Source organism: Bradyrhizobium sp. LCT2 (assembly GCF_009931255.1).
Lineage (GTDB): Bacteria > Pseudomonadota > Alphaproteobacteria > Rhizobiales > Xanthobacteraceae > Bradyrhizobium > Bradyrhizobium diazoefficiens.
Map to the genome: position 1 here is coordinate 6,975,933 of NZ_CP034432.1, position 12,401 is coordinate 6,988,333.

The window sequence follows — 12,401 nt, forward strand, 5'->3', positions numbered from 1 at the left end:
GGAGTGAAACCGCCATGCCGCATTTCACGATCGAGTATTCGGCCAATCTCGACGGCCGCCTCGACATCGGCGCGGTCTGCGAAGTGGTGCGCAAGGCGGCGGTGGAGACCGGCATCTTCCCGCTCGGGGGCATCCGCGTCCGCGCTGTCAGGTGTAAGCATTATGCGATCGCGGATAGCAGGCAGGACTACGGCTTTCTCGACATGGTGCTGCGCATCGGTGAGGGCCGCGACCTCCCCACCCGCAAGACAGCCGGCGAGCACGTCTTCCAGGCCCTCTCGCGGCATCTCGATCCCGTCTTCGCCGCCAGCAAGTTCGCCCTCTCGTTCGACATGCAGATCAACGACAAGGACACCAGCTGGAAGCGCAACAACATCCACGACGCCCTGAAAGTGGAGGCCGCCCATGGATAAGCCCACCCCGAAAGCCGATGTATTCCAGGCCAACCGCGACCGCGTCGCGCCGCTCTTGAAGACGCTGCGCGCCGACGGCATCGGCCACATGATCGACGGCAAGATCGTCCCCTCGATTTCAGGCGAGACCTTCGAGACCAAGTCGCCGGTCGATGGCGCTGTGCTCGCGAGCGTCGCGCGCGGCAATGCCGAGGATATCGATCGCGCGGCAACCGCCGCAACGCTGGCCTTCAAGTCCTGGCGCGAGATGGGGCCCGCGATGCGGAAGAAGCTGCTGCATCGCGTGGCTGATGCCATCGAGGACAATGCCGACGACATCGCCGTGCTGGAATGCATCGACACCGGGCAGGCCTATCGCTTCATGGCCAAGGCCGCGATCCGCGCCGCTGAGAATTTTCGCTTCTTCGCCGACAAATGCGCGGAAGCCCGCGACGGCCAGAACACGCCGAGCGATGAGCACTGGAACGTCTCGACCCGCGTGCCGATCGGCCCGGTCGGCGTGATCACGCCGTGGAACACGCCGTTCATGCTCTCGACCTGGAAGATTGCGCCTGCCCTGGCCGCCGGCTGCACCGTCGTGCACAAGCCGGCCGAGTGGTCGCCGGTGACGGCCGCCATTCTCGCAAGACTTGTCAAGGAAGCCGGCGTCCCCGACGGCGTGCTCAACACCGTCCACGGCTTCGGTGAAGAGGCCGGCAAGGCGCTGACCGAGCATCCCGCCATCAAGGCGATCGGCTTCGTCGGCGAGAGCGCGACGGGCTCGGCAATCATGGTTCAGGGTGCACCGACCTTGAAGCGCGTGCATTTCGAGCTCGGCGGCAAGAACCCGGTGATCGTGTTCGACGATGCCGATCTCGACCGCGCGCTCGATGCCGTCGTGTTCATGATCTACTCGCTCAATGGCGAGCGCTGCACCTCGTCGAGCCGGCTGCTGATCCAGGCCAGCATTGCGGAGAAATTCGTGGAGAAGCTGACCGCGCGCGTGAAGGCGCTGAAGGTCGGCCACCCCCTCGATCCCTCAACCGAGATCGGACCGCTGATCCACGAGCGGCATCTGGCAAAAGTCTGCTCCTATTTCGACGTCGCGCGCCAGGACGGCGCGACCATTGCGGTCGGCGGCAAGGCCTATGACGGCCCCGGCGGCGGACATTATGTCGAGCCGACGCTGGTCACTGGCGCGCATGGCAAGATGCGCGTCGCGCAGGAAGAGGTGTTCGGCCCCTTCCTCACCGTGCTGCCCTTCAAGGACGAAGCCGACGCGATCGAGGTCGCCAACGATATTCGCTACGGCCTGACCGGCTATGTCTGGACCAACGACGTCGGCCGGGCGCTGCGCGTCGCCGACGCGCTGGAGGCCGGCATGATCTGGCTGAACTCGGAAAACGTCCGCCATCTGCCGACGCCGTTCGGCGGCATGAAGGCCTCGGGCATCGGCCGCGACGGCGGCGACTACTCGTTCGACTTCTACATGGAAACCAAGCACGTCTCGCTGGCGCGGGGCACGCATAAGATTCAGAAACTGGGAATTTAGGGAAACGGTCATTCCGGGGCGCGAAGCGAGCCCGGAATCCATTCATCCACCAACTCTGCTGCGCGATGGATTCCGGGTTCGGCTCTGCGAGCCGCCCCGCAATGACAGGACCGAGGGGAAACGCCAATGCCGGTACCGCAACATATCTTCGAGCCGCCCTTCAACATCATCCGTTCGAGCCACGTCGTGCTCGACGTGACCGATCTGAAGCTCAGCCGCGCGTTCTACGAGACCACCGTCGGCCTGCATGTCGAGGATGCCGACGACAAGGTCGTGTATTTGCGCGCGGCCGAGGAGCATCAGCATCACTCGCTGGTGCTGCGCAAGGCGGCTGCTCCCGCCTGCGCCCGGCTCGGCTTCAAGGTCGGCAACGACAAAGACCTCGACAAGGCCGCCGCGTTCCTCTCCGAGAACAGCCTCGCCTACGCCTTCGCCGACCAGCCCTTCCAGGGCCGCACCCTGCAATTCACCGATCCCTTCGGCTTCCAGATCGAGCTCTATGCGGCGATGGACAAGCGGCCGCATCTGCTTCGCCGCTACGACCTCTACCGGGGCTGCCACCCGCAGCGGCTCGACCATTTCAACGTCTTCGCCGCCGAGGTGCAGGACACCGTGGACTTCTATGCGCGGCTTGGCTTCCGCCTCACCGAATATGCCGAGGAGGACGGGCCGAACGGGCGCATCGCCGCCGCCTGGATGCATCGCAAGGGCAATGTCCACGACTTCGCCATCACCAACGGCAAGGGCCCGCGGCTGCATCACTTCGCCTATTGGACGCCGACGGCGATGAACATCATCCATCTCTGCGACGTCATGGCCTCCTCGGGCTTCGTCAAGAACATCGAGCGCGGCCCCGGACGCCACGGCATCTCGAACGCGTTCTTCCTCTACGTCCGCGACCCTGACGGACACCGCCTCGAGCTCTACACCAGCGACTATTTCACCGGGGATCACGACCATGAGCCGCTGCGCTGGTCGCTGCGCGATCCGCGCCGCCAAACGTTGTGGGGCGCACCTGCCCCGCGCTCCTGGTTCGAGCAAGGCTCACCCTTCACGGGCCAGACCGTGCGCGAGCCGAAATTCATCGCCGATGTGCTGGTGGCGGATTAAGCGATGAAGCTCCCTCGCCTCGCCACCTATTCCGTCAAGGGTGAACCCAGGTACGGCGCCGTCCTCGAGGGCGGCATCGTCGATCTCTCCGCGCGCTACGCCAAGGATTATCCGACGCTGCGCGAGGTGATCGCCGCCGGAAAGCTCGTCAGCCTTGCCGAGGAAGCCGCGGGCCGCACGCCGGTTCACGCGCTCGGCGAGATCACCTGGCTGCCGCCGGTGCCTGCGCCGGAAAAGATCATCTGCATCGGCGTCAACTATCCCGACCGCAATGCCGAGTACAAGGACGGCCAGGACGCGCCGAAATATCCGAGCATGTTCATGCGCTCGCCCCGCTCGTTCGTGGGCCATGATACGCCGCTGGTCCGTCCGCGCGCCTCCGCGCAGCTCGACTATGAAGGCGAGATCGTGCTCGTCATCGGCAAGGCCGGCCGGCACATTCCGGAAAGCACGGCGCTCGACCACATCGCCGGACTCACGCTCTGCAATGAAGGCTCGGTGCGCGACTGGCTGCGCCACGCCAAGTTCAACGTCACGCAGGGCAAGAATTTCGATTCCAGCGGCAGCCTCGGCCCGTGGCTGGTGCCTTACATGCGGGAATCGCAGATCGCCGACATCAGGCTCACCACACATGTCAACGGCGAGCTGCGGCAGGACGACAGGACCAGCCGGCTGATGTTTCCGTTCCGCTATCTCATCAGCTATATCTCGACCTTCGCAACGCTCGTTCCCGGCGATGTCATCGTCACGGGCACGCCGACCGGCGCCGGTGCGCGGTTCGATCCGCCGCGCTATCTCAAGCCCGGCGATATGATCGAGATCGAAGCCGAGGGCATTGGGCGCTTGCGAAACGGCGTCGTCGACGAAGCCTGACCAACGATTGAAATGGAATAGCAGAATGACCACCCTCACCGGCGGCGAAGCGATCGTAAGCGGCCTTGTCGCCCATGGCGTCGACACCGTGTTCGGCCTGCCCGGCGCGCAAATCTACGGCCTGTTCGACGCCTTCCATCAGGCGCAGCTCAAGGTGATCGGCGCGCGGCACGAGCAGGCCTGCGGCTACATGGCGTTCGGCTATGCGCGCTCCAGCGGCAGGCCCGGCGTGTTCAGCGTGGTGCCCGGCCCCGGCGTGCTCAACGCCAGCGCGGCGCTGCTCACCGCCTATGGCTGCAACGAGCCGGTGCTGTGCGTCACCGGCCAGGTGCCGACGCAGTTCCTCGGCAAGGGCCGCGGCCATCTGCACGAGATGCCGGACCAGCTCGCGACCCTGCGCACCTATGTGAAATGGGCCGACCGGATCGAAACGCCCGGCAACGCGCCGACCACCGTGGCGCGCGCCTTCCAGGAGATGACCTCCGGGCGGCGCGGTCCCGCCTCGGTCGAGATGCCCTGGGATATTTTTACCCAACGCGCGGACACCGCGGCTGCGCAGGTGCTGGAGCCGCTGCCCGCGCCACTACCCGATCCTGATCTGATCAAGCAGGCGTCCGCGCTGATCAAGACCAGCAAGGCGCCGATGATCTTCGTCGGCAGCGGCGCGATCGAGGCGGGCGAGGAGATCCTCGAGCTCGCCGAGATGATCGATGCGCCCGTGGTCGCCTTCCGCAGCGGCCGCGGCATCGTCTCCAACGCGCACGAGCTCGGCCTGACCATGGCCGCCGCCTACAAACTGTGGCCGAACACCGATCTCATGATCGGCATCGGCACGCGGCTGGAGCTGCCGACCATGTCGCGCTGGCCCTACCGCCCCGACGGGTTGAAGAGCATCCGCATCGACATCGATCCGGTCGAGATGCGGCGCTTCATCTCGGACACCGCCATCGTCGCCGATGCCAAGGCGGCGACCGCCGATCTCGCCGCCGCCGTCAGCAAGGCGGGCTACAGCAAGACCACCGGCCGCCGCGGCGCGATCCGCGAGGCCACCGCGACCGCGCAAGCCGAAATCCAGCGCATCCAGCCGCAGATGGCGTATCTGAACATCCTGCGCGAAATGCTGCCGGCGAACGCGATCGTGACCGATGAATTGTCGCAGGTCGGCTTCGCCTCCTGGTACGGCTTCCCGATCTACGAGCCGCGCACCTTCATCACGTCAGGCTATCAGGGCACGCTCGGCTCGGGCTTTCCGACCGCGCTCGGCGCCAAGGTGGCGAACCCGGACAAGCCGGTGGTGGCGATCACCGGCGACGGCGGCTTCATGTTCGGCGTGCAGGAACTTGCCACCGCCGTGCAGTTCAACATCGGCGTGGTGACACTGGTGTTCAACAACAACGCCTATGGCAATGTCCGTCGCGACCAGCGCGAGCGCTTCGACGGCCGCGTGGTGGCGTCGGATCTGGTCAACCCGGATTTCGTCAAGCTCGCGGAATCCTTTGGCGTGGCGGCGGCGCGCGTCACCGCACCGGACCAGTTCAAGGCGGCGATGGAGAAGGCGCTTAGCCACGGCGGGCCGTATCTGATCTCGGTCGAGGTGACGCGGGACTCCGAAATCAGCCCGTGGGCGTTCATCCACCCGCCGAAGCCTTGAGGCCGGGCACGCCCTGAAGCCGCGCCGCCGCGATCACCAACAGGCCCGCACCTGCGACCGACCAGCAGGCGACCGGGGCCCAGTGCAGCAGCGGCGCGTACTCGGGCATTTTCTGCAAGCCGCCGGCGACCGCCGCCATCCGCGCGAAGGTGCCGAGCGCCAGCGCCGAGAACACGAGGCCGGTGACCTTCCCCTCCGCACCGGTCGAGCCGATCGCCAGCGCGGCCGAGATCGCGCTCATCAGCATGCAGCCCCAGGCCGCGCCGGCGAGAAACTGCGCGGCGATCAGCGTGTTGAGGCTGCCGGCAAGCTCCGCCGCCGCGATCGCGACCGCTCCAAGCAATCCGGCGGCGCCCATCACGATCAGGCCGCCACGGTGCTTGACGACGAGGCTCGCCGGAAACATCGCGATGTTGAAGCCGATCCAGAACACCGGCATCAACCATTGCAGCTCGTCCGGCTTGGCGAACCGCAGATAGAACGGCGCGCTGTTCATGGCGAAGTGCAATTGATAGCCGAGCGCGAGCGCCACCATCGCGACGATGAAGGCGATCGGCACCAGGCCAAGCGGCTTGGCCGCCTCGGCCGGCGTCGGCGGCGAGGTGTCGCGCGCCACATCGTACTCGATCCGCGACAGCCCGAGCGCCGTCAGCAGCAGCACCGCGCCGGAGATCACGAAGGGCAGCCGCGCGTCGTGCTCGCGCAGCATCACGCCGAGATACGGCGAGACGGCGCCGGCGAGGCCATAGCCCAGCATGGCCAGCGCCGCGAGAAACGGCACCTGCGGCCTGGCGCGGTACTTGCCGAGCAAGGTCAGCGGCGGCGCGCGCAGGGCCGACGACGTGACCGACCAGACCACGATCAGCGCGATCAACCCTACCTGCGCACCCGCGCCGACCCCGGCCACGAAAGGCAGCGCGACGAAGGCCGCGCACGAGATCGCCGCGAGCACGCCGACGAACAGGCCGAGCCGCCCGACGACGGGCGCGATCCTGTCGGCCGCGATCCCCATCGCGGTATCGGCAATGGTGAAGATCGCCTGGTCCAGCATCAGGATGAAAATCACGACCGCCGGCGCGAGGCCGACATCCGCCGCGAGCCTTGGCAGGTAGACGACGTAGGTCGTCCAGCCCAGCGTGAATACCAATTGCAGCAGGGCGAGATAAAGTCCCGTGCGAGCCGCGTTTGTGCTCGCGCCAGTCGAGACCTGTGCAGTGGTCATGTCGCCGCCTCCCCCTCGCCGAAGCTTAGACGACAGACTGGCCCTAAGGAAATGCTTCAGAGCACCTTGCGGAAGGTCAGATTGATGCGCTGCCGTCCGAGCAGCGCGTGCTCGCCGTCGGCGAGCGGCGCCACGCCGTGATAGGCGAGCCGGCTAGCCCCGCCCCAGACCACGACGTCGCCATGGACGAGCCGGAAACGGCGCGGCTTGTCGCTGCGCGCCATGCCGCCGAACAGGAAGGTCGCGGGCAACCCGAGCGAAACCGAGACGATCGGCGCGGCGAAATCGAGCTCGTCCTTGTCCTGATGGAGCGACAGCCGCGTGCCCGGCTCGTAACGATTGACGAGACAGGCCTGGGGCGAAAAGCCGTCAAAACCACCCTGCTCCGCCGCGCGGCGGGCGAGATCGCGGAACAGCGGCGGCATCGCCGGCCATGGCGCGCCGGTTCGCGGATCGATCGGGTCGTAGCGATAGCCGGTGTGATCGGTGATCCAGCCGCGCTCGCCGCAATTGGTCATCGCCACCGACATCTGATAGCCGCCGGGCGTGGTCATCCGCCGGAACGGCGATTGCGCCACGATGGCGCGCACGGCGGCAATCAGCTCACTCTCGATCGGCATGACGAAGCCGCGCAGCAGCACGGCGCCATCGGCGATCTCCTCGCGCGAGGGCTGCGCCTCGGCAACGCTATCAAACAAATCCGACGTCAACGCCTGCGCTCATTTGGCATCATGAAAGATCACACCCAGCGTATGGCGTTGGCCGGACCTGATACGGCTGACGCCATGGCGGAGGTTAACCCGGTAGGTGCCGCGTGTCCCTTGCACCGGACGGTGATGCACAGCGAAAGCGACGGCGTCGCCCTGCGCCAGCGGCACCACCTCGGCGCGGGACTGCATGCGCGGGCGCTGCTCGGTCAGCACGAACTCGCCGCCGGTGAAATCGCGTCCGGGCTCGGACAGGAGGATCGCGACCTGGAGCGGGAACACGTGCTCGCCATAGAGGTCCTGGTGCAGGCAGTTGTAGTCGCCCGCCTCGTATTGCAGCAGCAGCGGCGTCGGCCGCGCCTGCCCCGCCTCGTGGCAACGCTTCAGGAACGCCGCGTGCGCGGCGGGGTAGCGAATGTCGATCCCCATCGCTTCGTTCCAGCGATTGGCGACGCCTTGCAGGTGCGCATAGAGCGCCGGGCGCAGCTGCGCGATGAGATCAGGCAGCGGATAGGAGAAGTACTTGTACTCGCCGCGGCCAAAGCCGTGGCGGCCCATGACGATGCGGCTGCGGAAGTGCGCGTCATCGGGATAGAGCGCGGCGATGGCGCGGCATTGGTCCGGCGTCAGCAGGCCCTTGAGGACGGCGCAGCCCTGGGTATCGAGTTCTCCGGTGATCTGGGGCCAGTCGAGGGCATCGACCTGGGAGGCAACGTCAGTTCCGGATTCACTTGCGGCAATACGTTTGGCGACGCCCATGGCTCATCCTATCCACATCCGTCATTCCGGGGCGCGCCCTCTTGGGCGCGAGCCCGGAATCCAGCATGCCGCAGAGACTGCGGATGAATGGATTCCGGGCTCGCGACTTCGTCGCGCCCCGGAATGACGGAGGTTGTGTCGCAAGTCCTGACGACCGTAACCACCCGATTTCCGACTGCCTCCCCGTCATTGCGAGCACAGCAAAGCAATCCGGAATCCCACCGGGGAACCAGTCTGGATTGCTTCGTCGCAAGGGCTCCTCGCAATGACGGTCGAGAGCCTTCAGCCCCTTACCGGCAACGTCACCACGTCGTACCCATGCCTGATCGTCCGCTTCAGCACGGGGTCTTCCAGCTCGAAGTCGAACCGGTCGGCGGGGCGGATGCCACCTTTGGCCGCAAACGTGCCGCCGAACATGGCGCAGCCGTCGGGGAACCTGGTGCCGTCGAAGCCGCGCGCGATCAGGTCGGCGACGGGGAGCATCGCGTCGAGCGTGCCCTCCTGGTAGAGCACGCGCTCGCCCTTGATCGTGGCGTAGGAACGCAAAATCATCCTGTCCCAGTGGCCGATGACCTCCTCGAGCTCCCACAGCACTGACGCAATCGGCTTGTCGCACATCTGCTTGGAGACTGTGACGTTGTAGGCCTCGACCTTGCGGTCGGTGTGATCGGAGCCGCAGCCGACGAAGATGCGGCCCTGCCAGCCGATCAGCACGAACTCGACCTCGCCGGACGAGTCGCCGCCGCAGCACTCGATGCGGTCTTCCATGGTCAGCCTCCGCGCCGAGGCGCGGTAGTAGATCGGGGTCGAGGCCGGCGGGGCGATGCCCATCTCTTGCAGCTCGGCGATGTGCTTGTCGCGCGCGACGGGATCGCGGCCGGTCCAGCCGGCGATGACCATCTGGTCGATCGCCAGCGTCAGCGGCGTGGTGGCGTCCTGGGCATCGACGGTGAAAGTCAGGTCAAACACGAATTACGGCCTCCATGCCGGCAGCAAGTTCAAAGATACGGCGGTCCGATCCGCCCGCACCCGCCAGCATCAGGCCGACGGGAACGTCGCCCTCGCGATGTGCGGGCAGCGAGATGGCGCAGCCGTCGATCATGTTGATCAGGGTGCAGTTGCGCAGCGCGCGCAGGTTCTGGGTGGTGAACGCCTTGTCGTCGGCAAGGTCGGCGATCTTCGGCGGGGTGTTGGCGGTGGTCGGCAGCACCAGGGCGTCATAGGGGGCGATGTGCGCATTGACGCGGGCGATCAGCGAGCGGCGCTCGTTGAGAAGATCGATGTAATCCGCCGCGCTCTGCGCCTCGCCGCGCATGATGCGCACGGATACGCGGGGATCATAGACGTCCCCCTTGGTCGTGATGAGATAGCGGTGCCAGGCGTAGCTCTCGGACGCGGCAAAGCCGCCCTTGGCGTTCATCGGGCCGATATCGTGGAATTCGGCCATCTCGATGCGATCGATGATGGCGCCGTGATCGGCCAGCGTTTTCAGCGCGCGCTCGAACGTCTCGGCCACAGCCTTGTCGAGGTCGTCGAGCGCGATCGTGGTCGGCACCGCCAGCCGCATGCCCTTCACCGGGCGCGGCCTCAGCGCGACGACCGGCTCGTTCGCGAGCACGGCGTCGAGTATGGCACAGCAGCTGACCGATCGCGCCAGCGGCCCGATGCTGTCGAGCGAGAACGACAGCGGCACGGCGCCGTCGAGCGGCACGCGACGCTGCGTCGGCTTGTAGCCGACGATGCCGTTGAAGGCCGCCGGAATCCGGCAGGAGCCGCCGGTGTCGGTGCCGAGCGCGCCATGCGCCATGCCGTCGAGCACGGAGACCGCAGCACCCGAGGACGAGCCGCCTGGCACGTGGCCCTCGGCCCGGTTCCAGGCGCCTTTCGGCGTGCCGTAGTGCGGATTGATGCCGATGCCGGAATAGGCGAACTCGGTCATGTTGGTGCGACCGATCAGGACGAAGCCGGCCTTGCGCAGCCGCTCGACCGTCGCGGCGTCGTGCTCGGCCGCCGGGGAATCGTCGAGCGCGCGGGAGCCGGCGCGCGTCACCTGGCCCTTGATGTCGAAGAGGTCCTTGATCGAGATCGGGATGCCGGCATAGCGCGACGGTGCGGCCTTGACCTTGCGCAAGGCGTCCATCGCATCCGCCGCCGCGAGCGCGGCGTCCTTGTCGACGTGGATGAAGGTGCGCTGGCCCTCGCCGGCGGGGTCGGCGATCCTGGCGAGACAGGCCTCGACCAGCTTGCGGGAGGTGGTGCGGCCGCTTTCGAGGTCGTCGGCGAGCTTCGCCAGTGTCGGAAAATCGGGCATGTCTGTCTCACGGAATATTTGCGCGCGCAATCTATAGCGCTGCTTCAGTTCGACACAAGCATTGTGCGCATGATGGCATGCATGCGCATTGCTGGACCGTTGACGCGCCATGGTCGATTGTCGCATCAAGGTCGAAGCAGGCAGGCACAAAGGCCTGCCGCCCGGGAGGACCCGCCGACATGGCCGAACCGCAGCGCGCGCGACCGAAACCGACGCCGGAGACCCAGCATTTCTGGGACGGCACGAAAGCGGGCGAACTGCGCCTGCAGCGCTGCGACGCCTGCGCGCATGTCTACTTCCCGCCGCGCCCGTTCTGCCCGTCCTGCGCCTCGCGCAAGGTCAGCATCTTCAAGGCGAGCGGCAAGGGTTTCCTCTACAGCTACGTGATCAACCACCGTCCCGCCGCGCCCGGCTTCACGCCGCCTTATGCGATCGCCGTGGTGGAGCTTGCCGAGGGACCGCGGATGATGAGCAACATCATCGACTGCCCGCAGACCCCGGAAGCGCTCGAACTCGACATGAAGCTCGAGGTCGCCTTCCAGGAGCTCGACGACAAGATCACCCTTCCCGTCTTCCGTCCGGCGAAGGGGTAAGCCATGCGCAGCAACCAGGTCGCCGTCGTCGGCGCGGCCGAGACCACCGAGCTCGGCGTCATCCCCAACGCCTCGCAGCTCCAGCTTCACGCGGACGCGGCGCTCAATGCCATCGCCGATGCCGGGCTGAAGCTCTCGGACATCGACGGCTTTGCCACAGCGGTCGAAACGCCGCAGCAGGTCTGCCACTATCTCGGCATTAGGCCTACCTGGGTGGACGGCACCTCGGTCGGCGGCTGCTCCTTCATGCTGCATGTTCGTCATGCCGCCGCGGCGATCGAGGCCGGCCTGTGCAAGACCGTGCTGATCACCCATGCCGAGAGCGGCAAATCGATGATCGGCAAGCTGCCGCGCTCGACGCCGGCGGACAGCCTCAACGGCCAGTTCGAGGCGCCCTATGGCGTCTATGGTCCGCCCAGCATGTTCCCGATCCCTGTGTTGCGCTTCATGAAAACCTACGGCATCACCCACGAGCAGCTTGCCGCGGTCGCGGTGGTGCAGCGCGAATGGGCGGCGAAGAATCCGCGGGCGATGATGAAGGAACCGATCACGGTCGCTGATGTCCTCAATTCGCGCATGATCGCCTATCCGTTCCGCCTGCTGCAGTGCTGCCTCGTCACTGACGGCGGCGGCGCGCTGATTCTGACCTCGGCCGACCGCGCCAGGGATTTTCCGCGCAAGCCCGTCTACATCATGGGCACCGGCGAGAGCGTGGAAACGCCGATGGTCAGCCAGATGGAGACGTTTAATTCCTCGCGCGCGTTCAAGACCGCGGGTCCCCTCGCGTTCAAGGAAGCCGGCATCGCGCACAAGGACGTCGATCATCTCATGATCTACGACGCGTTCGCGCATCTGCCGCTGTTCGGCCTCGGCGATCTCGGCTTCATGCCGCATGAGGAAACGGGGAAGTTCATCGCCGACGGCAACACGCGGCCCGGGGCTAAGCTACCGCTCAACACCAATGGCGGCGGTCTCTCCTACATGCACTCGGGCATGTACGGCATGTACGCGCTCCAGGAGAGCGTGCGCCAGATGCGCGGCATCGCGCCGGCGCAGGTGCCGAACGCGAAGATTTCGGTGTGCCATGGCGTCGGCGGCATGTTCGCGGCATCGGGCACGATCGTGTTTACGAACGAGAGGTAACGCACCGTCATTCCGGGGCGCGCGCAGCGCGAACCCGGAATCTCGAGATTCCGGGTCTGGTGCTTCGCACCATCCCGGAATGACGGGC

Annotated in this window: 12 protein-coding genes; 7 read left to right on the plus strand and 5 right to left on the minus strand. The window is 66.4% G+C overall.

Annotation, left to right across the window (positions count from 1 at the left end; translation table 11 throughout):
- Window positions 1-14: 14 nt before the first annotated feature.
- The 5 genes from EI171_RS33175 (at window position 15) to EI171_RS33195 (ending at window position 5,578) form a co-directional block, all read left to right on the plus strand.
- Window positions 15-413, plus strand: a complete 399-nt coding sequence (locus EI171_RS33175) for a 5-carboxymethyl-2-hydroxymuconate Delta-isomerase (RefSeq protein WP_161535819.1) — start codon at window positions 15-17, stop codon at window positions 411-413.
- The gene (gene hpaE, locus EI171_RS33180) at window positions 406-1,944 is read left to right on the plus strand and encodes a 5-carboxymethyl-2-hydroxymuconate semialdehyde dehydrogenase (RefSeq protein ID WP_161535820.1); all 1,539 of its coding nucleotides are present in this window, start codon (window positions 406-408) and stop codon (window positions 1,942-1,944) included. The genes EI171_RS33175 and hpaE overlap by 8 nt, the downstream gene beginning before the upstream one ends.
- A gap of 126 nt (window positions 1,945-2,070) precedes the next feature.
- Entirely contained in the window at window positions 2,071-3,054 is a 984-nt protein-coding gene (gene hpaD, locus EI171_RS33185; RefSeq protein ID WP_161535821.1) for a 3,4-dihydroxyphenylacetate 2,3-dioxygenase, read from the plus strand.
- 3 nt (window positions 3,055-3,057) lie between these two features.
- Window positions 3,058-3,927: a fumarylacetoacetate hydrolase family protein gene (locus tag EI171_RS33190; protein ID WP_161535822.1), complete on the plus strand. Its 870-nt coding sequence runs from the start codon at window positions 3,058-3,060 to the stop codon at window positions 3,925-3,927.
- Between the two features lie 25 nt (window positions 3,928-3,952).
- Complete coding sequence (locus EI171_RS33195; protein WP_161535823.1) at window positions 3,953-5,578, plus strand: thiamine pyrophosphate-dependent enzyme; 1,626 nt, start codon at window positions 3,953-3,955, stop codon at window positions 5,576-5,578.
- Here the strand turns inward: EI171_RS33195 and EI171_RS33200 are convergent.
- From EI171_RS33200 to EI171_RS33220, 5 genes are all read right to left on the minus strand, one after another.
- Window positions 5,556-6,800 carry an MFS transporter gene (locus EI171_RS33200; protein WP_161535824.1) on the minus strand — a complete coding sequence of 415 codons (1,245 nt, stop codon included), beginning with the start codon at window positions 6,798-6,800 and terminating at the stop codon, window positions 5,556-5,558. The genes EI171_RS33195 and EI171_RS33200 overlap by 23 nt on opposite strands.
- A gap of 56 nt (window positions 6,801-6,856) precedes the next feature.
- A complete protein-coding gene (gene alkB / locus EI171_RS33205) occupies window positions 6,857-7,510 on the minus strand; it encodes a DNA oxidative demethylase AlkB (RefSeq protein WP_161535825.1) in 654 nt (217 codons plus the stop codon).
- Between the two features lie 9 nt (window positions 7,511-7,519).
- On the minus strand, window positions 7,520-8,266 hold the full coding sequence (locus EI171_RS33210) for a 2OG-Fe(II) oxygenase (protein ID WP_161535826.1): 747 nt from the start codon (window positions 8,264-8,266) through the stop codon (window positions 7,520-7,522).
- A 282-nt stretch (window positions 8,267-8,548) separates the two neighbouring features.
- On the minus strand, window positions 8,549-9,235 hold the full coding sequence (locus tag EI171_RS33215; protein WP_060911117.1) for a DUF2848 domain-containing protein: 687 nt from the start codon (window positions 9,233-9,235) through the stop codon (window positions 8,549-8,551).
- Window positions 9,228-10,577 carry an amidase gene (locus tag EI171_RS33220; protein ID WP_161535827.1) on the minus strand — a complete coding sequence of 450 codons (1,350 nt, stop codon included), beginning with the start codon at window positions 10,575-10,577 and terminating at the stop codon, window positions 9,228-9,230. The genes EI171_RS33215 and EI171_RS33220 overlap by 8 nt, the downstream gene beginning before the upstream one ends.
- Before the next feature lie 179 nt (window positions 10,578-10,756).
- On the opposite strand from EI171_RS33220, the gene EI171_RS33225 reads away from it, so the two are divergent.
- Both EI171_RS33225 and EI171_RS33230 read left to right on the plus strand, forming a co-directional pair.
- A complete protein-coding gene (locus EI171_RS33225; RefSeq protein WP_028172362.1) occupies window positions 10,757-11,170 on the plus strand; it encodes a Zn-ribbon domain-containing OB-fold protein in 414 nt (137 codons plus the stop codon).
- A gap of 3 nt (window positions 11,171-11,173) precedes the next feature.
- The gene (locus EI171_RS33230; RefSeq protein WP_161535828.1) at window positions 11,174-12,313 is read left to right on the plus strand and encodes a thiolase; all 1,140 of its coding nucleotides are present in this window, start codon (window positions 11,174-11,176) and stop codon (window positions 12,311-12,313) included.
- The last annotated feature ends 88 nt before the right edge of the window (window positions 12,314-12,401 follow it).